Origin of the sequence: Simkania negevensis Z, assembly GCF_000237205.1 — a bacterium.
GTDB classification, from domain to species: Bacteria; Chlamydiota; Chlamydiia; order Chlamydiales; family Simkaniaceae; genus Simkania; species Simkania negevensis.
In genome coordinates this window covers 773780-796618 of sequence record NC_015713.1, presented here as the reverse complement: position 1 = coordinate 796618, position 22839 = coordinate 773780, and the positions used below count along the sequence as shown (strand labels likewise).

At 41.0% G+C, this 22839-nt stretch carries 18 protein-coding genes and 5 pseudogenes; 10 read left to right on the top strand and 13 right to left on the bottom strand.

All coding sequences use genetic code 11. The features are described from left to right. Nucleotides 1–43 precede the first annotated feature (43 nt). The 10 genes and pseudogenes from SNE_RS04255 to SNE_RS04215 form a co-directional block, all read right to left on the bottom strand. Complete coding sequence (locus SNE_RS04255) at nucleotides 44–2968, bottom strand: hypothetical protein (RefSeq protein WP_013943106.1); 2925 nt, start codon at nucleotides 2966–2968, stop codon at nucleotides 44–46. A gap of 76 nt (nucleotides 2969–3044) precedes the next feature. Further along, nucleotides 3045–3668, bottom strand: a complete 624-nt coding sequence (locus SNE_RS04250; RefSeq protein WP_013943105.1) for a ribonuclease HII — start codon at nucleotides 3666–3668, stop codon at nucleotides 3045–3047. Between the two features lie 436 nt (nucleotides 3669–4104). Beyond that, nucleotides 4105–4446: pseudogene (gene rplS / locus SNE_RS13405) on the bottom strand (50S ribosomal protein L19); the annotation flags it as partial. Next, nucleotides 4443–5138: a tRNA (guanosine(37)-N1)-methyltransferase TrmD gene (trmD, locus tag SNE_RS04240; RefSeq protein ID WP_013943103.1), complete on the bottom strand. Its 696-nt coding sequence runs from the start codon at nucleotides 5136–5138 to the stop codon at nucleotides 4443–4445. The pseudogene rplS and the gene trmD, both read right to left, overlap by 4 nt. Nucleotides 5139–5147: 9 nt before the next feature. After that, nucleotides 5148–5465: a 30S ribosomal protein S16 gene (gene rpsP, locus SNE_RS04235; RefSeq protein WP_013943102.1), complete on the bottom strand. Its 318-nt coding sequence runs from the start codon at nucleotides 5463–5465 to the stop codon at nucleotides 5148–5150. A gap of 76 nt (nucleotides 5466–5541) precedes the next feature. Beyond that, nucleotides 5542–6912, bottom strand: coding sequence for a signal recognition particle protein (ffh, locus tag SNE_RS04230; protein WP_053225332.1), 1371 nt, complete (start codon nucleotides 6910–6912; stop codon nucleotides 5542–5544). A gap of 6 nt (nucleotides 6913–6918) precedes the next feature. Continuing rightward, a complete protein-coding gene (locus tag SNE_RS12710; RefSeq protein ID WP_013943100.1) occupies nucleotides 6919–7104 on the bottom strand; it encodes a class I SAM-dependent methyltransferase in 186 nt (61 codons plus the stop codon). A gap of 140 nt (nucleotides 7105–7244) precedes the next feature. Then, on the bottom strand, nucleotides 7245–7769 hold the full coding sequence (locus SNE_RS12705; protein ID WP_013943099.1) for a N5-glutamine methyltransferase family protein: 525 nt from the start codon (nucleotides 7767–7769) through the stop codon (nucleotides 7245–7247). After that, nucleotides 7762–8830, bottom strand: a pseudogene (gene prfA, locus SNE_RS04220) (peptide chain release factor 1). The gene SNE_RS12705 and the pseudogene prfA overlap by 8 nt, the downstream one beginning before the upstream one ends. Nucleotides 8831–8844: 14 nt before the next feature. After that, nucleotides 8845–9178 (bottom strand): annotated as a pseudogene (locus SNE_RS04215) (type B 50S ribosomal protein L31). A gap of 181 nt (nucleotides 9179–9359) precedes the next feature. Between SNE_RS04215 and SNE_RS04210 the strand changes: the two are divergent. Beyond that, nucleotides 9360–10271 carry a rhomboid family intramembrane serine protease gene (locus tag SNE_RS04210; RefSeq protein WP_013943096.1) on the top strand — a complete coding sequence of 304 codons (912 nt, stop codon included), beginning with the start codon at nucleotides 9360–9362 and terminating at the stop codon, nucleotides 10269–10271. A gap of 253 nt (nucleotides 10272–10524) precedes the next feature. Here SNE_RS04210 and tadA read toward each other — a convergent pair. Beyond that, a pseudogene (gene tadA / locus SNE_RS13400) lies at nucleotides 10525–11004 on the bottom strand (tRNA adenosine(34) deaminase TadA); the annotation flags it as partial. A gap of 168 nt (nucleotides 11005–11172) precedes the next feature. On the opposite strand from tadA, the gene rpsO reads away from it, so the two are divergent. Both rpsO and pnp read left to right on the top strand, forming a co-directional pair. Next, entirely contained in the window at nucleotides 11173–11442 is a 270-nt protein-coding gene (rpsO, locus tag SNE_RS04200; RefSeq protein ID WP_013943094.1) for a 30S ribosomal protein S15, read from the top strand. A gap of 159 nt (nucleotides 11443–11601) precedes the next feature. Next, nucleotides 11602–13861, top strand: a pseudogene (gene pnp, locus SNE_RS04195) (polyribonucleotide nucleotidyltransferase). A gap of 104 nt (nucleotides 13862–13965) precedes the next feature. On the opposite strand, the gene SNE_RS04190 reads toward pnp, so the two are convergent. Continuing rightward, nucleotides 13966–15045 (bottom strand): hypothetical protein, encoded by a 1080-nt coding sequence (locus SNE_RS04190; RefSeq protein WP_013943092.1) that lies wholly within the window; start codon nucleotides 15043–15045, stop codon nucleotides 13966–13968. A 182-nt stretch (nucleotides 15046–15227) separates the two neighbouring features. Here SNE_RS04190 and SNE_RS04185 point away from each other — a divergent pair, with 182 nt between their 5' ends. Continuing rightward, complete coding sequence (locus SNE_RS04185) at nucleotides 15228–15569, top strand: hypothetical protein (RefSeq protein ID WP_013943091.1); 342 nt, start codon at nucleotides 15228–15230, stop codon at nucleotides 15567–15569. A gap of 9 nt (nucleotides 15570–15578) precedes the next feature. Continuing rightward, nucleotides 15579–16259 (top strand): hypothetical protein, encoded by a 681-nt coding sequence (locus tag SNE_RS04180; protein WP_013943090.1) that lies wholly within the window; start codon nucleotides 15579–15581, stop codon nucleotides 16257–16259. On the opposite strand, the gene SNE_RS04175 is transcribed toward SNE_RS04180, so the two are convergent. Further along, nucleotides 16232–17383: an N-acetylmuramoyl-L-alanine amidase family protein gene (locus SNE_RS04175; RefSeq protein ID WP_013943089.1), complete on the bottom strand. Its 1152-nt coding sequence runs from the start codon at nucleotides 17381–17383 to the stop codon at nucleotides 16232–16234. The two genes, SNE_RS04180 and SNE_RS04175, sit on opposite strands and share 28 nt — an antisense overlap. Before the next feature lie 125 nt (nucleotides 17384–17508). Between SNE_RS04175 and SNE_RS04170 the strand changes: the two genes are divergently transcribed. The 5 genes from SNE_RS04170 to SNE_RS04150 all read left to right on the top strand — a co-directional run bounded on the left by SNE_RS04170 (nucleotide 17509) and on the right by SNE_RS04150 (nucleotide 22719). Continuing rightward, nucleotides 17509–18699, top strand: a complete 1191-nt coding sequence (locus tag SNE_RS04170) for an Lpg1974 family pore-forming outer membrane protein (RefSeq protein WP_013943088.1) — start codon at nucleotides 17509–17511, stop codon at nucleotides 18697–18699. Nucleotides 18700–18732: 33 nt separating this feature from the next. Beyond that, nucleotides 18733–19854, top strand: a complete 1122-nt coding sequence (locus SNE_RS04165) for an Lpg1974 family pore-forming outer membrane protein (RefSeq protein ID WP_013943087.1) — start codon at nucleotides 18733–18735, stop codon at nucleotides 19852–19854. 150 nt (nucleotides 19855–20004) lie between these two features. Continuing rightward, nucleotides 20005–20856, top strand: a complete 852-nt coding sequence (locus SNE_RS04160; RefSeq protein ID WP_013943086.1) for a hypothetical protein — start codon at nucleotides 20005–20007, stop codon at nucleotides 20854–20856. Between the two features lie 110 nt (nucleotides 20857–20966). Further along, nucleotides 20967–21800: a hypothetical protein gene (locus SNE_RS04155; RefSeq protein WP_041418774.1), complete on the top strand. Its 834-nt coding sequence runs from the start codon at nucleotides 20967–20969 to the stop codon at nucleotides 21798–21800. 97 nt (nucleotides 21801–21897) lie between these two features. Beyond that, the gene (locus SNE_RS04150) at nucleotides 21898–22719 is read left to right on the top strand and encodes a hypothetical protein (RefSeq protein WP_013943083.1); all 822 of its coding nucleotides are present in this window, start codon (nucleotides 21898–21900) and stop codon (nucleotides 22717–22719) included. Nucleotides 22720–22839: the final 120 nt, after the last annotated feature.

Genomic DNA, 22839 nt, shown 5'->3' with positions numbered 1-22839 from the left:
AAAAATATAAATTCAAATGGAGAACCTTCTCACATCTATTATTTTATCTCTTGTCAAGCTGAGTGAGTTTAATGGAGACCAAGTCGAGATTTTCTGATAATAAGCGTCTATTTGATTGAGTCTGCGTAAATACTTCTGACAAAGGATCAAATCCAAAATGATTAAAGGCATAAAGGATAATATTGACGAAACCATCCCTCACTTCATATGCATTTTCCATATCCCAGATCCAACTTGATGCGATATCTTTAGCCCAGGCTGAATCAATATAAGCTTTTCTATTTTGCGCTTCGCGCAGAATAATTCCAGACGTGAAATCTAAAGCTAATTCTCGAAACTCTTGATCTCCATTTTTCCCGTAACTCATTAAGTCTTTGACATAAGATTTTACAGATCCCATATACTCATCAATCATTCTTTTTTGCATTTCTAAAGGCGGCACTTCTCTTCTTGAAATTCCGAAATGCCGATCTGAGTAACCAGAATGAAGGTTCAAGTGCGGAAGCTCGCGTGCATACCAATCCAGGGTATGAACTTGCTGCCCATCTCGATCTCCGTCAAAATTATATGCTTTTAAGATCACCTTCTGAAAACACTCTCGTTTAAAGACCGCAAGCTTCCCGGCAAGTCGACTCTGCAAGAGCACTTCTTTGTCATTCAAGCGGGTCCCAGAGCAATCAGGACAGTTGCAGAACTCATTCCTCTTCCCTTCAAAATTTGTTAAAGCTGAAATCCAAGCATTTTTACACTCTCTCATCGCATGGAAAAGCTGTTTTAGCAAGGTTCCTACAGTTGCTTTCGTTTCTTGATCAAGTGGGGGATCTTTTTCTGCCATGATTTTTAACATATAGATCAGATGCTTGAACTGATACTCCATCTGCTTCCGTTCCATGTTGGCAATCATAGGATCATCCGCAAAAAATAAGAGATTGGATGTAGTCGTTAAGGTTCTTAACTGATAGTCTGAAGGAGTTTCTCTAACTCCAAAAAATCGAGCTAAGCTTGCAAACTCTGCTTTAAAATCAGTAATGCTCTCAATCATGGGAAAACGGTTAAGACCAAAAGGAACAAGATCAAAAAGTTTTTGTTGTATCAACGTCATCTCATCCCAAGCTTTTTGAGGAGTTTGTAAGAGTGAAGAAAAGGCCTGATGAAATACGGAGATTTTAGTGGGGGAATGAACAAACTCTTTGCCTTGTTTTGGAACCTCAATCAACCGATCTTCAGGAACATGACGCACAAGCCAAGGGCAGAGAAGAAGTCTAATCTGCATTATCGATAGATCGGCGACTTCCATGTGAAGATTCTCCATCCAATCTATTTGCTGATCAGACAAAAGTGGGTAAACCTTGGGGTGAATAAAAAAGAGCTTGTTTTTAGGAATCGCCTGCACAAGGTCAGGACGTGTTAGGTGACCAATTTTCTCATCTGGAAGATGACAAATCATCGAAGGGTGTAAATAATTCAACCGCTCATTTGGTATTGCATCTAAATAACCCAAGCTTCGCTCAGAAGCCGCTATATCCATCAGAGCGCGACTTGGATAATAGGTCATTCCAAAGAAATTTCCCATGAAACAAGACAGTGTATCTCGCAATGAAGCAAACCGTCTACTATCTCGAATTTCATTGATTCCATATCTTCTAAAAGCTTGATTATACAACCTTTGAGATGCAGAATCTAATTGCTCCCAAAGAAACCGATTCTTCTCGAATTGCTTAGCAATACGTGAGAGAACAGGTTCTGCTGCAAGTGCCAGCTGACTGGATGAAAGGTTCGGTAAACTACAACCAAAATTATGATCGATCAGAAACTGCCTAAGGTGCATTCTATCATCGAAGTTAAGCTTTTCATCTCTTCCAGCCATCACATATAGGTAGTAGTAGTAAGCCTTTACACGCATAAAGAGCCCTCTTGAAGTTGGAGGGGGAAGTTCAACATCAAACACATATTTTTCATTTGGAGGGATCAGGTCATACTGAAAAAAGCGTTTTGCAAAGGCACTATATTGTTCAGATGTTAGCTCATATTCTTCTTTTGAAATTAAAATTTTATGAAACCATTTAATTTGCGCTTTCGAAAGAGACGGAATATCCTCTTCGCGCGGAATAGGAATCTGAGGTAAAAATTCCTTTTCAATTAAATACTCTGGAGGCTTCACATGATGATGAAAAAAGGCTGTTGCCAGTTCTGCAGATAGGTAATAATTACGGTAAGATTCCTTAGCAATGAATTTGAGCTCTGTTTGAGTAAAATCATCTTCTGCTTTAAAAGGAGAAGTCAAAGGTAATAACGGCAAGTCTTTCTCAGCTAAAATTAAATTAAAAGCAACTTGCATTGGAAGCGTATAGACTTCCCATTTGTCAGGATAAAGGGCATAATGTACATGTACTGCTTCTAATTGTTCTTTAGAAAGTTCCTTGAATTCATCTCGCGATGTAAAAGTAGGAAATGTGTAGTATTCATAGCGGTGCGCTAAATGAGCTCGAAGAACTGTAACATTGGACTTGAGTTGTTCCCACCGAACGTGAGCCGCAGTGACAATGTACTCATACATCGACTCGCCATACCTTCCAACGAAACTCAACAATCCTATTTTTATTGCTCCATCAGCAATGTATTGGACTGCTTTCGCAAGAGCATAGATGACCGCCTCTCCGAATTTTTCTACAAAATTTATAGAAATAGGACGGGCTATAAAAAGATGGCAGCCCATGCTCGAAAAGAAAAGACCTGCTATAGCCGCCACCTGAACCAACCCTAATTTTGCCCAGACATAATTCTCATTATGACCAATAAGCCTTACACTCAGCCATATTGAAGCAATTTGAGTGGTTGTATTAACCACTGCGGGCCCAAGATAATTAATGTCGGAAAGTCCTGTTACAAGTGCAATCCCTCTTTGAAATCCGTAAGAAACAGCTAAACTCGTTCCTCCAGCTAGAACTGGCCCTAATCTGATTTCCATATCTATTCTCTTAAATCTTCAAAAATCTATGAAATCATACTCTGCAAAGAACTAAAAAACAAGTTACTTATGACTTCTACTTTGCAAGAATTGATTTGATCGGTTCAAAAGATTTTCTATGAATGGGGCAAGGCCCATGCTTTTGAATCGCTTGAAGATGAGCACGAGTCGCATACCCTTTGTGCTTGTCAAAACCATATTGCGGCCACTTAAGATGTAGCTGAAGCATCATTTGATCTCGTGAGTGTTTAGCTAAAATGGATGCTGCCGCGATACTTTGAGAGAGAGAATCCCCTTTAACTACCGCCTTAGAGGGTATCCTAGTTGGTGGAAGCTGATTCCCATCGACTAAGAGAAAATCAGGCTCTACGATTAAATTTTTAACTGCAATGGCCATTGCTGCTAGTGAAGCCTGCAAGATGTTGATAACATCAATTTGAGCCTGTTCAACAACTCCTATAGCAAAATCAATCTCAGGGTGAGAGACAAGAATTTGATAAATCTCCTCACGCTTTATGGGAGAGATCTTTTTGCTGTCATCAACGCCCTCAAGAACAAGGCCTCTAGGAAAAATGCATGCCGCTGCAACAACTGGCCCAGCTAGAGGACCTCGCCCTGCTTCATCCACGCCAGCAATGATTTGGTACCCTTCCTGGTAAGCCATTTCTTCAAGTTTTGTGAGCTCGTATTTCGTTTTCACTGTAGTGTCAAATATTTAAAACATTTAACACTAAGACCTATCACTAATAAAAAACAAGTTGAAAGAGGAATTTCTAATTTTTTTCGAAGCAAAAACTCGTAGAAGAATCCCTAAGAATGAGTGAAAGAAACTCAGAGTTCAGGTTAAATAAGGTGTAGTTCAATTAGAGTTAAGCCCGAAAGGAGTTTTGAAGTTGTTCGAGTATCTTAAGTAGAAAAAACCTGCGAAGAAATTCGCAGGTTTTATGATCTTATTCTTTAGATTCTTCTGGAGGTGTTTCTTCAGAAGCAGACTTTTCCTCTTTTTTAGGTTTAGCTGCTTTCTTTTTCTCAGCTTTTGGAGCTGCTTCTTTGACCTCTGCAGGGTTTTCTTCTTGAAGCGGAGCTGCATAAGCTTCGTCTTCAATGACCATCTTTTTCTTTTTCGAACCGATCTTTTCTTTAACTTTTGCTTTCTTACCAGAAACTCCACGGAGGTAATAAAGCTTAGCTTGGCGTACTTTTCCTTTGCGTATCACTTCGATCTTTGCAATCCGTGGACTATGAAGAATGAAGACACGCTCCATGGTCACCCCATAAGCAATTCGGTAAACTGAAAATGTTTCAGAAAAGCCCGAACCTTTGCGCGCAATCACAGTTCCTGTAAAAACCTGAATACGTTCTTTTTCTCCCTCAATAATGCGGATGTGAACTTTTACTGTATCTCCAACGCAAAACTCGGGGATATCCGTTTTCAATTGGCTGCTTTCAATCTCTTCGATCAGAGCACCTTGACTCATGTCTGTTTCTCCTTTTCAATTAACTCTTCTATCAGGTCAGGACGGACGCGCTTGGTCTTTCGGTAAGCGATATCTTTTCTCCATCTCTCAATTTCTGCATGATGGCCCTGACGTAAAACAAGCGGCACTTCTAATTCTTCAAATACTGGTGGCCTCGTATAAACGGGCGCATCAAAGAGGCCATTTTCAAAAGAGTCCTGACGAGCTGCTTCTTCGTTGCCAATCACTCCTGGAATAAATCGAGAGACGGCATCTACTAAAACAATCGCAGCCGGAGCTCCGCTTGTCACAACAAAATCTCCGATACTGATCTCTTCATCGACTTCAAGGTCTAGGGCTCGCTGGTCAACACCCTCATAATGTCCACACAGGAGGATGAGGTGCTCTTCTGAAGCAAGATTTTCACACTTTCTTGCCGTTAGCGGCTCTCCCTGAGGCGAGAGATAGATCACTCGGGATCTTTTTTTTCTAACACTGCGTATGGCTTTTGTCACCGGATCAGGCATGAGAACCATTCCGGGCCCGCCCCCATACGGGCGGTCATCAACTTGTTGATGTCTACCTTCTGCAAATGCGCGTATATCGACTAAACCGATCTCGATCAGTCCGTTTTCCCTCGCCCGCTTTATCATACTAACATCAAAAGGGCCTTTGAAATAGTCAGGGAAAAGAGACAAAATATCGAAGCGCATGCAGGAAAATTACTTTTTCTTTTTTTTCTTTGCGACTTCTTTCTGTTTCTTCGCAATTTGCTTTTCTCTAAGAGTTTTGATCACTCCTGGAGCTGCTCGAGCTACTAACTTTTCAGCTTTTTCGGTCAACTCTGCACCACGATCTAGCCAGTACTGAATGCGATCTTCAACAACATTGATATCATCATTTCCATGAATATGGGGGTTGTAATGACCTACTCCTTCGAGATATTTTCCATCGCGAGGAGAGCGGCTATCTGTCACTACTAAACGGTACATCAATCGATTGGTGCGTCCCATTTGTCGCAAGCGAATCTTTAGAGCCATTGGCTTATTCTCCTAAAATACAATTCAGAGAAACGATCATAACTGAAATGGAAAAAAATGGATATWAAAAAATTCGCTAGGAATGCTTAGAGAGGTTTTTCTTTAAAGCGCCTAGGTCGCTAAGCTGCTTTTTGAAGTCGGGATCCTTCATGAATTTCTTTTTAAAGCCAGGCATTCCTTTCATCATCTGCTTGATCCGCTTAAAGCTTTTGACCATCCGGTTAACATCGTCAATCGAGGTCCCACTGCCCATGGCAATCCTGCGGCGCCGAGGAGGTAATAGCTCTTCGAGCCCGAGTCTTTCATCGATGGTCATCGACAAGATAATCGCTTCAATCTTATTCATCTCTCCATCTGAGACCTGAAGCTCGTCCATGTTAGAAAAGCCAGGAATCATTTGAAGCAAACTCTTAAACGAACCCATTTTCCTGASAGAGYGCATTTGCTTTAAAAAGTCGTCATAAGTGAAAGTTGCGTTTCGCAGCTTTTTTTCGAGTTTTTTCGATTCTTTCTCATCAAAATGCTCTTSGGCCTTTCTGACGAGGTTGATGACATCTCSSATTCCCAAGATCCGATCGGCCATCGAATGGGGGTTGAAGGCTTGAAAATCGGTCATTTTTTCGCCAATCCCCTCAAAAAGGAGTGGCTTCCCCGTCACTTCACGAATCGAAATAGCTGCTCCAGCACGCGTACTTCCATCAAGCATTGTGAGAATTGTCCCTGTAATGGCAACCCTCTGATCAAATTGCGCTGCAGTATTAACGGCGTCTTGACCTGTTGCAGCATTGGCAACAAAGAGAATTTCATGAGGATTTGTTTCAGCCTTCAGCTTTTCTAGTTCTTTCATGAGTTCTTCATCGAGATGCAAACGACCTGCTGTATCGATAATCACCACATCTAAGGCTTCTTTTTTGGCCTTTTCAATGGCTGCTTTGGCAACTTTTACGGGGTTTTTTTGATCGCGGTCGGCGTAAACAGGCACCTCAACTTGTGCACCAAGTGTTTCTAGCTGATCTATTGCAGCGGGGCGCTGGAGATCGCATGCCACTAGAAGGGGATTTTTATTTTGCTTTTTCAACATGAGGGCCAATTTGGCCGATTGCGTGGTCTTTCCCGACCCTTGTAGCCCACAAAGCATGATAATCCCAGGGTGACGGTCTATCGCAAGCGTCGATTCATCTCCACCCATCAAGGTTTTGAGCTCATCATGAACGATTTTGACAAATTGATCCCCTGCTGAGACTGACTTTAAAACCTCTTCACCGAGAGCTTTTTCTTTCACCCGTTTGATAAAATTCTTAGCAACAACGTAGTTTACGTCTGCATCAAGCAACGCTAGGCGCACTTCTCGCACTGCATCAGAGATGTTTCCTTCTGTTAACTTCTTATTTGAAGTTAAGCTTGAAAAAACGTTTTGAAACTTTTCGGTCAAATTGCCAAACATAATTATATTTTAAGGGAGTTCGTGGCTAAATTCAAGGAAAAAGAAACGGTCGTTTCCAGCCCAATCTTTTTCACATCGCTTTTGCTTCCAATGACTTTGGTGAAAAATCTCCAAAACTTGAGCTCCTTGATTATGCCCAATTTCAAGAAAAATCTTTGCTTCCGAGGCTAAAAAAGGGGGTAATTCTGCTGCCAATCGCAAATAAAACTCGAGCCCTCTCTCTTTTGCAATATGCGCTTGTCTCGGTTCAAAATGGACTTCTTTTTCTAGTTTTGGAATAGTCTTCTTCAGCTACATATGGGGGATTACAAAAAATGAAATCTGCCTTTTGCCCTTCAAAAGAAGCAAAGTAAATCCCCTTGCACACACGTCACATCAACTTCGTTTTGCTTTGCATTTGCTTTTGCACATTCAAGAGCTTCAAAGGATAAGTCAGCCAATGTGACATTTAAAAGAGGACGATGTTTTTTTGCGGCAATTCCCATGCAACCACTTCCTGAGCAAAGATCCCACAAAACTTTTGGCTTATTTGGAATCTCTTTGAGAGCCATACTCACGAGAATTTCAGTTTCTTGACGTGGAACTAAAACAGCTGGGGATACCGCCAGTACGCAGTCTAAAAACTCTGCGGTTTCAAGAAGATAGCCTAAGGGCTCTCCTTCGCTTTTACGTTTGATCAAACTGCGGTACCGCGCAACTTCCCGCTCTTCAACTGGAGCATCGTAATCTAAAAATAAATCAAGGCGCTTCTTATTTAAAACAAAGGCTAAAAGCTCCTCTGCACAGAGCTTAGGTGCAGTGATCTCTTTTTTTTTCAGAAAGTCAGTTGAAAGTTGAAGCAATTCTCGTATGCTATGCATTCGAAAGCTTCTCTTGGTAGTAATGGCTAACAAGGGCTTGACAAACTTCTTCTAAGTCCCCTTCCATCACAATGATCCAGTTTATAGAGTGTGAGATTGATCCGATGATCTGTTAAACGATTTTGGGAAAAGTTATAGGTCCGAATGCGCTCTGAGCGATCTCCAGAACCTACTTGTGATGATCGAAGAGAAGCACGCTCTTGCTGTGCTTTGCGCATTTTTTCTTCAGCGAGACGTGCCGCTAAAACGCGCATGGCTTTCGCCTTATTCTTATGCTGAGACCGTTCTTCTTGGCAGTAGACGACAACTCCTGTAGGCATGTGAGTGATTCTAACAGCGGAATCAGTTGTGTTGACATGCTGCCCACCTGCTCCTGAAGAGCGATACGTGTCGATCTTGAGGTCACTTTCATCGATATCAATCGGTTCATTTTCTCCTGGCTCCATCAAAACAGCAATCGTAATCGCCGAAGTATGCACACGCCCCTGCGTTTCGGTGACAGGAACACGTTGAACACGGTGTGTCCCCGCTTCATACTGAAGAAAGCGGTGCACATTCTTGCCTGAAAGTGAAAGGATGTATTCTTTATATCCCCCTACTTCGGAGTCAGTACACGACAAAGTTTCGTACTTCCATCCCATATGATCAGCAAAAAGACGGTACATCCGAAGACAATCGCCCACAAAAATCGCCGCTTCATCCCCACCGGTACCTGCGCGAAGCTCCATAATTACGTTGGCATGATCATTCGGATCGGGGGGAACTAGTAAGGATTCTATCCGAGAGCGAGAGTTTTGAACGGCTGTTTCGAGCTTAGCAATATCATCTTGCACAACTTGGACAAATTCGGGATCTGTCTCTTCTTTAAGAAGATCTCGGTTATCTTTCAAGTCTTTGGACTGCTTTACGAAATCAGTCCATGCCTCTTTGAGATCACTCAAATAGGCATGTTCTTGAGAAAGTTCTCGATATTTCTTTTGATCTTGAGTGACTTTGGGATCTCCAAGTTTAGCTTCAAGATCAGGAAGACGTCCCAAGAGTTCTTTTACTTTATCTTCCATAGGAAGACTCTATTCTACTTTTTGGGTTCGTCTTTTTTCTTTACAGCTTTCTTCGGCTTTGATTCTTTCTTTTCTTCTTTTTTCTCACGCTTAGGCTTTTCTTCAACCGTACGTGCATAACGCTTCCGGAATTTGTCTACTCGTCCTTCCGAGTCAACAAATTGCTGGCTTCCAGTAAAGAAAGGATGAGAAGAAGAGGAAATTGGTACGCGATAAACGGGGTATTCTTTTCCTTCGAACGTTTCAGTTTCTCCTGGTTGCAATGTGCTTCCGCAAACAAACTTGTGTCCTGTATGCTGTATCGACAAATAGGATTTCTTGGTAAGGAGGATGTCCTTCTTTCTTCATGGTGTCATGTCCTCTAGATTCAGATTATCTCACAAAATTTAACCTTGTTTACAGTTAAAAAACAAGTCTGATTTCATGATTTTAAACTTTTTTTCAAAATACCAAGAGCTAGGCATAGAAATTTTTTTGCCCCATTTTATTAATGAATCACTTATAATCTGCGAAAGTTAAGGAGGCTAATATGCATCAATCTCAAGGATTTCGAATGGGACCGTCGTTTGCCCCGAAGGTGATCAAGATGACGATCGCCCTTACACTCCTGTTCACATTCTTTTCGCTCCTTTCTAACGCTTTGTTCACACAAGTGTTTGGGATTCCCAGCCCAGGTCAACTCCTTAGCTTAAGCATTTGGGGCATTCATAAATTTTTTATTTGGCAATTCATCTCATACCTATTCATTCAGCCTGTTTCATCGGGAATTACCTTTGGATTACTTCTGAAAGTCTTCTTCGATCTCTACCTTCTTTGGGCCATTGGATCTTCGATCGTTCAACTCAAAGGAAAAAAGCACTTTCTCTCTCTCTATTTTGGTGGAGGGCTCTTTGTCGGGATCATTTGCTACCTCGCCCAGCTTATTTTTGGAAATTCAGCTTTTGTTGCTGGAGCTACACCCGCGATTTACATCCTTCTCATCAGTTGGAGTTTCCTTTTCCCAACAGCTAGTCTGATGCTCTTCATGCTGATTCCTATGCGAGCAAAGTGGCTTGTATTTGGTCTCATTGGAATCAATTTGTTCCTCGAGTTTTCAAATGGAAAATTCTTTGACTTTTTGATTTCAGGAAGCTCTCTCATATTCGGCTACTTATATGCAGTCTTAGCCTGGGAAACCCTCAGCCCATTCCCTCGATTGCACCGATTCGATCAAAAATTGATCCATCTGAAACGGAAGTACTTCGGGTTCTCTCGGGTAACCAAAGCGTCTGAAATGGAAGAAGGTAAAATTTATGATTTCAAAACCGGACGCATTATTATGCAAGACGAAGAGTTCATGGATGCTTGCTTAGAAAAGATCTCTCAACATGGGAAAAAATCCCTCTCCTGGCGAGAGAGATGGAAACTCTGGCGCATTTCTAAGAAAAAACGGCAAGCTTAGAACCCAAGTGACGACCTGTTCTACCGATTTAATCTTCTCTTAATTTTGCTAGAACTGCCATTTTAGCCGTTTGAATCCCCTTTAAGACTCCCTCTTCATAACGAAAAAAAGGGTGATTTTCAAGTTCATCATAATCATTTGGTTGCAAAATATCGTCAGAGGTGACATTGGGAATAATTTCAGCGGCATAGTTGAGTAACTTTGTTTCCTGAAAGGCTATGAGTTCATCAAAGAGCTCTACCAGTAGGAAGTTTGTCTTCTTCATGTTTTGTCCTTTGTCTTTGAAAAAGAGGCGCATAAGATTTGCTGCTTCCTCTTCATAGAGCCCTCCAGCAATTTCAAGTTGGTGGGTTGGGTGTTTTTTCTCAAAGAGATCAATCCAACTTCCGTTAGACCCGTGCCTGATGTCCGGTGCTCCCCAAACTACACGTGTGATTCGCGCGAGCAGCATMGCGCCACCACACATGACGCACGGTTCGAGCGTCGTATAAAGAGTGGCCCCTAAAAGTCTCCAATCCCCAATGGCTTCGGCACCTTTGCGAATGCATAAAATTTCTGCATGTGCAGTCGGATCCCCTTTAGTTTCCATTGTGTTATGAGCACGTGCAATCACTTGATCTCCGAGCGTCAGTACAGCGCCCACAGGAACTTCTTCCTTATTGAACGCTAGCTTTGCTTCTTCTAGAGCAAGTTGCATCATCTTCTGGTCAAATATCGAAAAATCTTTTGCCATATTCTCCATTATGCCATGGGGACTTATGAACTCCAAATTAAAAGATTCATTTTATGGTCTTATCTAACGTAGTTGCTAAATTTATCCCGGCCTGTTAAAATGGTGCTAACCATATGGCTATTGTCATACTATAATCCCGTTCTAACTTGTCTAAAGGAGTTATTATAAATGTCATTAGATAGACGTGCTAAAGAAGAAATTACTAAACAATTTCAGCTGCACGAGAAAGATACAGGGTCAGCAGACGTTCAAATTGCAATTTTAACTGAACGTATTGCTGAGCTGACAGATCATCTCAAGCTAGCTCCAAAAGACCATGCCTCTAGGCTTGCTCTCTTGAAGCTCGTAGGACAGCGAAGGAAACTTCTCGATTATCTCAACTCAACGGATACAAAGCGGTATCAAACACTTATTACCCGCCTAAACCTTCGTAAGTAAAATCTTTACTTGGGCTCCTTCTCTTAAGGAGCCCTAAACTTCTTCCTTGAATCTATAAATCTAAACCTGATAGAATCTCCCTTCAAATTTTTCTTTTTTTTCTCCTCTTTTTTAGGGTATAAAAAAGATCCAATTCGCTAACTAGGAGTAACAATCTTAATGAACCAACAAAACACCTCCCTGGAATCCCACTCTATCACAGTCTCGATCGGTGGAAGAGATATCGTCTTTGAAACTGGAAAAATTGCCCGCCAAGCTAATGGAGCCGTCATTGTACGCTCCGGCGAAACCATGTTACTTTCAACCGCATGTACTGGACCGACTCCGCCCGATGTCGACTTCATCCCTCTACGTGTAGATTATGTCGAAAAATTCTCTTCTGCAGGTAAAACCCTTGGGAGGATTTATCAAACGCGAAGGAAAGCCCACAGAGCGAGAAACCCTCGTTTGCCGCTTGATCGATCGCCCCATTCGCCCAATGTTTGAAGAAGGCTATTACACTGAAACACAATTGATCACATCGGTTCTCTCTTATGATGGTGTGAACGCTCCTGAACCTCTCGCAATTTGCGCTAACTCAGCGGCTCTTGTCCTTTCTGACATTCCCCTTATTAAGCCTATCGCAGGAGTACGCGTTGGAATGATCGAAGACCGCTTTGTCATTAACCCAACAGTCCAAGAGCAAGAAGATTCAGTTCTCGACTTGATGCTTGCCGGAACTGAAGATGCGATCTTGATGATCGAAGGGTACTGTGACTTCTTGACTGAAGATCAAGTGATGGAAGCTATTGAAGAAGGACACCAAGCCATTAAGTTGATTTGTCAAAAGCTTTCTGATTGGCAAGCTACACACGGTAAAACTAAAAAGCGTGACGAGCTCCGTCTACTTCCAACCGGTCTATTAGAAGAAGTCGATAGCATCATGAATGCACCTTTACAAGATGCCATTCGGATTTCAGAAAAACAAGTTAGAGAAGATTCCCTTTCTGCAATCAAAGAAACTGTCGTAGAAAAACTACTACCAGAAGGTGCTGAAGACAAGCACAAGTACGCCCCTCATGAAGTTCAGATGGCAATAAAAAAGGTGACTTCAGACCACATGCGTCGAATGATCCTCAAAGAAAATAAGCGTTGCGATGGACGTGGCCCAGAAGATGTCCGCCAAATCTGGATCGATATGGATTACCTTCCCCGCACACATGGAAGCGCAGTGTTTACGCGAGGAGAAACCCAAACAATTGCTGTTTGTACACTTGGTGGAGAAAGCATGGGACAACGGTATGAGGATCTCAATACCGATGGGATTCGACGGTTTTATCTTCAGTACAACTTTCCTCCTTTTTCCGTCGGAGAATCAGGCCGTATTGGCCCTCCAGGACGACGAGAAGTGGGACACGGAAAACTTGCAGAACGTGCTCTTCAATGCACTATCCCAGAAAAAGATTCTTTCCCCTATACGATCCGCTTGGAGTCAAATATCACTGAGTCTAATGGCTCATCGTCGATGGCCTCGGTTTGCGGTGGCTGCTTAGCTTTAATGCAAGCTGGAGTCCCCATCAAACGCCCTATTGCAGGAATTGCAATGGGTCTGATCCTTGAAAAAGATTCATACGCCATTCTTTCTGACATCCTTGGGGTAGAAGATGCACTTGGCGACATGGACTTTAAAATCACCGGGGACGAAAAAGGGATCACTGCTTTCCAGCTCGATATCAAAGTTGAAGGAATCAACCCTCAAATCATGAAAGTAGCTCTTGCGCAAGCCAAGCAGGGTCGGATCCACATCCTCCATAAGATGCTTGAAGCTTGTCCAAAATCAAATGAGCACCTCTCTCAGCACGCTCCACGCATCGAAACGGTTCAAGTCAAACCAAGTCAGATCGGAACCATCATTGGCCCTGGTGGAAAGCAGATCCGCGAGATTGTGGAATTATCAGGTGCTGATATCGATATCGATGATAGCGGCCTTGTTAGCATCGCCTCTTCGACAAAAGAGGGAATGGATCGTGCCAAAGAAATCATCTACAACCTCACAGCGGAAGTGGAAATTGGGCAAACTTACAAAGGAAAGATCGTCACAATTAAAGAATTTGGTCTCTTTGTTGCCATCTTGAGTAAACAAGGGCTTTGCCATATTTCTGAGCTCTCCTACCAAAGAATAGAGAACATTCACGATCACTATAAAGAAGGTGATTCAATCGAAGTCAAGGTTCTTGAGATCAATAACAATGGTCAAATCCGTTTAAGCCATAAAGCAATTCTTGAAGCTCCTGAAGGTTATGTTGAGCCGAAGCGAGACGAGCAGCCAAGACGGCCGCCTCCTCGTCGCGATGGGGGTAGCCGCGATGGAGGCAATCGGAAACCTCAGCGGAAGCCTGAAATTCTCAAGCCGCCACCCATGCCGGTGAATAAAGACTAAAAAATTAAAAGCTCTCAGGTGACCCTGAGAGCTTTTTTTATTCAATCAGAGTTTAGGTATATAAGCAACCTATTCACTCTAAGATGACTATAGAAATTTTATGACTATCGCAATAGACTACACTTAATTTGTAAAAGTGGACTTTGTTTAACCAAACTACGAACAAAAGCTTCTGCTTTAATACCAACACACCATCCGTGATATGGGTCTCGAATTTTAACTGTTTTTACACCTTCTATAACGCAGACTTCATCTACAATAACATAGTGAGGTCTACAAAAAGAGGGTGGTGTATCAAAAGAGTCCACAGAGACTACTACAGGGTGTTGCTCAACAGCTCGACTCAAATAATCAATATCAATATAAGGAATCTTTTCTAATACCAAATGATTACGTTGCAAGTTCTGCTCTATAGCCTCAAGAGTTTTAAGCTTATAAAAACTCCTATAAACCTCTTCCATACTATTATATTCATAAACAAGCATAGCAACTACACATCCAAGGGCAGACTCTCCATTAAATTGAAAAAAAATAGGTTTTTCTGATCTGGGGATATCTACTCCTACATTTCTTTTTTTGTCATCGTAAACATGGCTCAACGCTATAATGATATCTTCATCAGGAAAAGAATTTCTGTAAGAAGTTTTAGAATAAAGAGAAACACCCCACAGTTGGGGAAACACTTCTCCTATCTTTTGATCAATCAAATCATATAATCTCTCAGCGTCAGGAAAATATGATGTGTGACCGGATTCTGTAAATTTATTAAGCTGCTCATACAACAACTGCAATCCTTTAAGAAAATTACGATCATTTGTACATCCACCTAAAGTAACATCCAATCCCATAGGAGGATAACGTCTTTCGAATTGTGTAGGTTGAATTCCATAAAATAAGAACACTTCATAACGTAGCTCTTCTTTACTTAGTTTTCTTTTTTCCGTAGAAATATCTTCTATAGAAGATTGAAAACCTATAGGTAGAGGTGCATTTTCAAACACCACCTCAGGAGGTTTATGAACACCAAATAAACCTCTGGATACCTGCGTTACTTTCGAGGTTATATCAGAGAAGCTTGAAAGCCACTTTTTTCTTTGAGGACGCACATAATCTTGATTAGAGATTAGTTGATGATTATGAGTATTGGTTCCACCTTCCTGAGAACTAGATACAATACGTAACATATGCTCCTCTTTAAAAAAGTTGAAAATGCATTATGCAACTACATAAACTGTAATGCAACCTTTCTTTAATCTAGACTGCTACCTTAAAAAGGCCTAGAGAATTCTCTGAGAGCATTTTTTATGCTTGCAGCATATCTATACATAGGTCACACTTGGTTTGTTTTTTCGAAAAGGAGTAAAAATTGACAACTCGAGTTAGACTCTATTCTCCACAATACGCAGTTTATGGTTCTCCTGAGCCCCATAAAAATGCGCGCCATCTCCCAAACTCAACATCTCTTTATTCTTCAGCACACCTTCAAAGACCTCTTATCATTCCTACTAATCCCTACAGAAAAAACACTCATGGAAGCTCTCCCGTTTTTATCGTCAAACTCACTGCAGTAGGAGGAGAAATTAAGTCAGTGATTGCCAGACGTTTTGGTGTAGATCCCTTGAAACTCTTGATGGCGTACATATTGCAATTGGGAAATAGAAAGGTCTATGCTACACTCTTGTGTCATCAAAAAAATTTGTTATTTTGAGTTTGAAAAATGAGTCATCAAAGTTGTATTCCGCACCAATTCACTGCTCTCCAGTACACAGCAATACACTCTAGCAATCAAATATTAGATATCTCATCCTATCTTGCGTATGGTCAATGCCAAGTTTTTCCAAACCACAGGATCGCTCTCTCAGCATTGAATGAAAAGGCTAGAATTCTCCTCGATAAATTTGCTGACAACGAACCTCCTTCTTCTGAAACCTTCAAGTATAGTTTTCAAAACTTGAATGCATCACACCTGACATGCTCTCATCTCTTATCAAGAATGAGAGCGAAAGATATTGACAACTTAAATGGCATCTTTCAATCAGTCGAGTTTTATGTGACCGGCCTTAATTCTGAAAGATTTGGACAAGTCAGTGCGGAACACCTGAGGCAAACCGATACAATTGCTACTAACGTTGATTGTTTTTCTAAGCTGGTTGAAAGAACGGATCAGTATAAAAAGGTATTCGGAAAGATTCATGATCTATCGAGATGGCCATACTACAGTGATATTGTCGTTGAAAGACATATCAATGGAGAATATACCGTCAATAGAACTGCGAAAAGCAAAGCTGTGGAAATTATTGCGAGTGCAGTAGTAGTTCTAGGTTGCCTAGCTCTTCTCGTACTCAAAATTTCAAAGTACTACTTCGCTGATCAATTCGTATCTCCTGCTCGTTCGTAATACAATATAATTGTTTTAAAATAGGCCTCTGCCACATCTAAAACTCTTTGAGGACAAGGAATTCCCTCAACTGTTTTTTGGGACTGACTAAGCTCTAAAGCTTCATCGAGATTATTCTGAATTAAGGTTTCTCCATAACAAAGAGGACTCTGAATGAGCCTTGTAAGACACAAGTTGCGGCAAAAAACTCCCTCAGCTGAAACCAAACTGTTTCCAAACCCACACACCTCTTTCTTTGCCGATTTCAAAGGAGGAACATTGAGATATTTGGTGAAGCGCTCGACTAAGTCTTGCGCCATTTGGCGGGACAATTCAAGATCTTGGGTACAGATGAGGCGGAGAAAGTGATACCGGTCTTCGTGACTCGCTAGTTCTCCTTTGCAAAATCCTCCTGGAATAAAGACAAGGTTAAAGTTTCTATCAGTTGGTTTTGTACGGCGGGGATCAGGAAGTTCCGAATCGATCGCGTTGTAATGAATAAGCACAGTAAGGTCAGGTTTAAAGTTGTTAATGAGTTCTGCACGCGAGCGCAAATCTAATCGGTTATAATGCTTGAGAAAGATCGTCGAGAGCGCCACCCCTTTTTCCCAAAGCTCTGAATGCTCTTTGAGCCAATCAAAAAAAGGCTCTGGATAAGCTCCTTCTCCAATGGCTTTGCGAGTAAGAAGTACTGTTGCCCCTTGTGCTTCTAACTTCTTTTTCAATTGAAGAGCTGTTAAAAAAGCAAGGGTCCCCTCATCAAATTCAAGAATTTTCCCATCTAATTCAATTGAGACATACCTCTCTTCAAGACGGGCAAATTGTCCTCCAAAATGGCCGGGATCAATGGCAATTTTTGCTTTGCTAAGAGGATGTTTGAACTCTGGAACAAAACTTGGAAATTCTTGCCCAAAATAAAGTGCATACCCCACTTTTCCAAGCTGCTTATCTTCTGGAGAAGCGTAAATTGCGAGTGCATTGGCAGTGATTTCAAAATAGTTTTCAATTTCATCAGAATACTGCAAGTAGTGGCGAATTTTTTCAGTCACATACTTTTTGGAAAGCTTTTGTTGGTACTTATCAAAGTCGTGAAAGTTCAATTCAACACCAAAAGAGCAAGCAGTTAATAAGAGAAAAAAAGTCATGAATCTCATTGATATTGTCCTATTGAGTATTTCATTTTACTCACATACCTGTTTTTCCTTGAATGGAAAAGAGAGATGCTTCAATGTGAAAGTAAACAAATTTTTTTTTAACATGGAGGTTGTTGATGAAATGTATCTCGTTTTTGTCAGCTGCATTTTTATCTACCTTTTTTCTTGGAAATGGGCTCGTAGCCGATGTCCAAGAAAAAATAGTTGAAAGCAAATTTCTTTCAGCTGCTTATAGCTCACAGCAAACAATGGAGCAAACATCAAGTAGGCCTATGCCGAATGGGGGAAACCCAGATGGCCCTCCAATTCCACCCAATAGAGACATCGTTGACCACAGTGCACAAGGGTGTCTTTCTCAGGGCTTTTCAATCCAAGGAGAATTCATTTGGTGGCGTGCCATCTTAGACAATCTAGAATACGGTCTGAAAGATAGTGCTGTGATCACCGATCCCACCAATTTTCCAAATGACCGCGCCCACAACTTCACTGTGAAAGAGCCTAGCTTTGAATTCGATCCAGGGTTTAAAGTTGCTGCAGGGTATGATTTTGGACGAGATAACTGGGATGTTTTCCTACGATGGACTTACCTCCACTCTAACCCTTCTGATAGCGTCAATGCAGGTGACAATAATTTAATCCTTTTAGAAACGCGCGTTGAACCCATCGCAGTTACACAAAACTTTGGTGGAATTGCACTAAGTTCAAATGGAAAAGTAAAGTGGGATATTCATTTTAACGTCCTCGACTTTGAAATGGGTTACGATTACTTCTTTAGTAAGCGGTTCTCTATTCGTCCTTTCATGGGATTGAAAACTGCATGGATCGATATGGATTACCATGTCGATTACATTGCTGCAACAGTCCTTGAAGGTGGAGCAAATGATATTAGAGACCTAAAAGGTAAAGGAGACAGCGACTATTGGGGCGTTGGTCCATGCTTTGGAATTGATTCGTATCTCCACATCGGATGGGGCTTTAGTATCTATGGCCTCCTTTCTGGGGCAGCTCTCTACGGAGAATTTGATACAAAATACGATCAAATCAATATTGAAAACCCTGTAAACACAATCGAAGTGAATCTTAAGTTTAAGCAAGATAGTTTTTACCGCTTGCGCAACATGGTTCAAATGGCTCTTGGTGTTGAGTGGGCATACTGCTTTTCAAAAGAGTACCTCCTTGCTCTACATGTTGGTTGGGAAACACAGTACTGGTGGAACCAACTTGAAATGCCCTTCTTCGGCTACTTTCAGCCAGAAGGAGACCTGACTTTTAGTGGCCTCGATGTAGGAGTTCGCTTTGACTTTTAATCATACTTTGAAAGTAATACTAGGAGTTTGCGCATGAAAAAAGCCTTTCAAGCAATGACGCTCGCTTTTGCGGCAATTTGCGGAAGCGCAGTTGCAGAGCAAAATGCACCCGATATGGGGCCTCCCCCCAATCGTGACATTATGACTCAATCAGCTCAAGGATGTCTTTCAGAAGGATTTTCTTTTCAAGCAGAATTCCTTTGGTGGCGCGCCATAATGGATGATCTTGAGTATGCAATTAAAACAAAAGAACCCCTTCCCATTTTTCAAGCATTTCCAGTCACTATTTCAGGCGATGTAAAAGAGCCTGAGTTCAATTTCGAACCAGGCGTTCGTCTTGCTGCAGGATATGATTTTGGGCGAGATAATTGGGATCTTTTTCTCACATGGACATACCACTACACAAAAGCAACGGATCGCTTTAGCCCTATTGTAGCTGACCCTACGATAGCACCTCTTACAAGCATGATTGCTTTTGATTTGAAATTGGATGTCTTAGACAACAATGCTCCCAATGCACCAAATTTTGGAAATCTCATCGTTTCAGCAGATGGTTCGACTCAGTGGCAAATTCGCCTGAATACACTCGATTTCGAATCAGGCTATGACTACTTTTTTAGTCATCGTTTTTCAATCCGCCCTCATTTGGGATTAAAAGCTGCCTGGATTGATATGCATTATCAAGTCAAGCACAACACAATGCTCATAGTGCATAATTTCATTAGCGACTCTTTAGCTCATGGCTCTGGACGAGGAGACAGTGACTATTGGTCTGTTGGGCCACGCTTTGGTCTCGATGGATACTTACACATCGGGTGGGGCTTCAGCCTCTATGGAAAAATCAGCGGCGCTCTTCTTTATGGAGAGTACGATACGAAATATCGTATTGTCGTTGATAACCTGACGGATCCTAGTCAGAACCAAGATATCACAGTGCGACAAGATAGCTCTTATCATTTAAGACCTATGAGTCAACTTGCAATGGGTCTCGAATGGGGCTACTGCTTTTCGCAAAACTATTTTCTTGGCCTGTACATTGGTTGGGAAACACAGTACTGGTGGAATCAGCTTGAAATTCCTTTCCTTACAAGTTTCCAACCAGATGGAGATTTGACATTTAGTGGTTTAGATGTAGGAATACGCTTCGACTTCTAACTACTGAGATCATTTGTGGTTGCGAATAAAGGTTATCTCCCACTTTGACTTCGCAACCACTTTTTTTTGTTCCCACGAAAATTTTTTTTATAGTCTTTTCTTTTCGAAAACTCAACATGTAGAGACGACAATGAAACGTTTTTTATGATAATGGCTTCATCATTTTCATTTTTATCTACGACTTGCTATGGAGATGCTGACCCTCTGCAACAAGTTTTTTATGATTTAGTTGTGACAGAAGAACTTTTGACTCAGGCTAATGAAAATAATAAAATCATTTCTTCATCTGACTATATTTATTCGGTCGATCAATCAATTCAACTCTTCACACATCACTACAATGCTCTTAATGAAAACTATCAAACTGACCTGAAAGAAGTGGTTCAAAACATGATTTCAAGTGGCTTGGTTAAGACTTCCATTAACAATACAATTGTACCCGCTTACACAGTTGATACAATTCTCGAAGTTCTCCTGAAAAGCCTTGTCTACAATGAGGAAAGGATGGAGGAATTGATCGAAAAAATCAACGAATTCATTATCAAATATCAACCCTCAATCTCAAACCTAGAGGTGTGTTTATCTCAACCTAGCGATTCCATAGCTGAAACACATTTATCTCCGCCTGTTGACCCTGGGCAATCTGTAACAAATCTTGTTAACCATTTTAACCGTTTGATACTCAACCGTCAATTAATTAACAATGAAGACTTTGTAGAAAATCTCCTAATGGCTTTTGTAGGGTCTGAACGAGTATTTGAGCTAGATTCACTAGGCCTGATGTTTTTCAATTTAGACCTTGTTGCAGCTGGTTTGTATTCTTGCCAAACAGGTACTCTTCCCCCAACAGGTTTGGTCCGGAACTTTTCAACTCCTGAAGAGTTCAAATCTCTAGTTGTCAATTTGGTTTCAGGTGCAAACCAATTGTTTTTTAGACAAATGTGTACTCATCTTCAAATGGGGTTACTTCCAATAGGCAAAAACGTTTTAAACAATCATTAAAAACTGAGCTGTTTTGTGGTTGAGAAAGATCTCAACCACTTTTTTTATTTTCACTAAAATTTTTTTTTTCTATTCTGCTCTTTTCGATAACTCAATATGGAGATTCGACAATGAAACGATTTTTATTGGTGATGGTCTCATCACTCACTTTTTTCTCTATGACATGTTTTGGTGACAATACCGATCCAATGCAACAAGTTTGTTACTCTCTAATGGTAAATGAAGAGCTCTTCGGTCAAGCGAGTGAAAACAAGCAAATCATTGCTTCTTCTGGCTATATTTATGCAGTCGATCAAGCAATTCAAAACTTCAGTAATAGCTACAACTCTTTGGAGTCCTATAACAAAATCGATCTGCTTGGAGTGATACAGACCATGCTCACAAGCGGTTTGATACAGCCCGGAACTACCGGTAGCTATTATCCCGCATATACTGAACAAACAACCCTTCAAATTTTGATGATAGGTCTCAGTAACGATCGAGAAAAACTAACACAGCTCATTGAAGAGATGAACGCATTTATCGTTACCAATCAATCACAGTTCCATCAATCAGGGACACCTCCTTCTACGATACAAGATGATATCAAGACAATGATGACTCTCAATAGCTACTTGACTCAACTCAGTCTCAACCCTCTTCTTATCATGCAAAACGACTTTCTAGATAACCTCTATCAAGTCTTTAATAATGCCGAGCCTTTGTTTGGAACGTATGGTTTAGACCTAATGCTATTTGACTTAGATCTCGTCGGAGCAGGATTGTATAAATATTCTTCATCCACTCTCCCTCCATCAGGATATCTGTCGCCAAACTTTCAAAATGCTGCAGAACTTCAGCCTTTAATTCTAAGTTTGATTACAGGTGCAAATCAACTCTATTTTGCGCAGATGAATAGTCATCTTCAAATGGGCATCAACACAATGATAGAAAACGGGTCTTAAACGCTTAGATCCTTCAAGGCTGCGAATCAATTAGTTTTTTGTGCTTTGACTTCGCAGCCATCACTTACAACTATTAATTCAAATTGGAGATACAACAATGAAAAAGTTCTTTTTACTGATAATTACGTCACTTGCATTTTTACCCATATCGTCCTATGCAGATGGAGACCCTTTGGAACTCGTTTACTACAATATCATAGTGAATGAAGACTTGTTTTCCCAAGCAAGTGAACAGAAGCAAATTATTGCTTCTTCTGACTATATCTATTCAGTTGATCAAGCTCTAAAATGCTTCCTATATAATTATGGCTCACTAGACACCAATACTCAGCTTGAGCTTTTGGGAGTGATCCAATATTTGCTCTCAAGTGGTTTAATTACTGGAGGAAATAATGGGGGTTACAATGTATCCTACTCAGAACTAACAACTCTACAAGTTTTGATGGGAGGCCTAGCCAATAATCCAGAAAAAATGGCTCAACTTATTGGATACATGAATGAATTCATTATTCAAAATCTTTTTATTTCATCTTCATCGCATAACAGTTCATCTACACTTCAAAATGATATCGAAACGATGATGACACTAAACAATTGTTTAACTCAGCTTAATCTTAATCCACAACTCATTACCAATAACGACTTTTTAAACAGTCTCTATCAAGCCTTTGAAAACGCAAATTCTCTATTGGGACAATATGGGAAAGACTTGATGCTATTTGATCTAGATCTTGTAGGAGCTGGACTCTATCAATATTATTCATGCACTTTGCCTCCATCAACTTCCCTAACGGCAAAGTTCCAAAGTGCCTCAGAACTGCAACCTTTGATGGTGAACTTGATTACAGGTGCGAATCAACTCTACTTTGCAGAGATGAATAGCCATCTTCAAATGGGAATCCTCTCGATGCAAGATTAACGGTCCTTAAACGTTTCAATCTACCAAGGCTGCAAGCATCGTCTTCGCAGCCATTTTTCTTTTGTTTTTGAAATACTAGCAGGAGAAACGACAATGAAACGCTTCCTTTTAATAATGGTC

Excerpts from the sequence above, each read along its gene's own strand:
- SNE_RS04255 (WP_013943106.1), bottom strand. The coding sequence starts at position 2,968 with ATGGAAATCAGATTAGGGCCAGTTCTAGCTGGAGGAACGAGTTTAGCT.
- trmD (WP_013943103.1), bottom strand. The coding sequence starts at position 5,138 with ATGCGCTTCGATATTTTGTCTCTTTTCCCTGACTATTTCAAAGGCCCT.
- rpsP (WP_013943102.1), bottom strand. The coding sequence starts at position 5,465 with ATGGCTCTAAAGATTCGCTTGCGACAAATGGGACGCACCAATCGATTG.
- SNE_RS12705 (WP_013943099.1), bottom strand. The coding sequence starts at position 7,769 with ATGCATAGCATACGAGAATTGCTTCAACTTTCAACTGACTTTCTGAAA.
- SNE_RS04210 (WP_013943096.1), top strand. The coding sequence starts at position 9,360 with ATGCATCAATCTCAAGGATTTCGAATGGGACCGTCGTTTGCCCCGAAG.
- rpsO (WP_013943094.1), top strand. The coding sequence starts at position 11,173 with ATGTCATTAGATAGACGTGCTAAAGAAGAAATTACTAAACAATTTCAG.
- SNE_RS04190 (WP_013943092.1), bottom strand. The coding sequence starts at position 15,045 with ATGTTACGTATTGTATCTAGTTCTCAGGAAGGTGGAACCAATACTCAT.
- SNE_RS04180 (WP_013943090.1), top strand. The coding sequence starts at position 15,579 with ATGAGTCATCAAAGTTGTATTCCGCACCAATTCACTGCTCTCCAGTAC.
- SNE_RS04175 (WP_013943089.1), bottom strand. The coding sequence starts at position 17,383 with ATGACTTTTTTTCTCTTATTAACTGCTTGCTCTTTTGGTGTTGAATTG.
- SNE_RS04170 (WP_013943088.1), top strand. The coding sequence starts at position 17,509 with ATGAAATGTATCTCGTTTTTGTCAGCTGCATTTTTATCTACCTTTTTT.
- SNE_RS04165 (WP_013943087.1), top strand. The coding sequence starts at position 18,733 with ATGAAAAAAGCCTTTCAAGCAATGACGCTCGCTTTTGCGGCAATTTGC.
- SNE_RS04160 (WP_013943086.1), top strand. The coding sequence starts at position 20,005 with ATGGCTTCATCATTTTCATTTTTATCTACGACTTGCTATGGAGATGCT.
- SNE_RS04155 (WP_041418774.1), top strand. The coding sequence starts at position 20,967 with ATGAAACGATTTTTATTGGTGATGGTCTCATCACTCACTTTTTTCTCT.
- SNE_RS04150 (WP_013943083.1), top strand. The coding sequence starts at position 21,898 with ATGAAAAAGTTCTTTTTACTGATAATTACGTCACTTGCATTTTTACCC.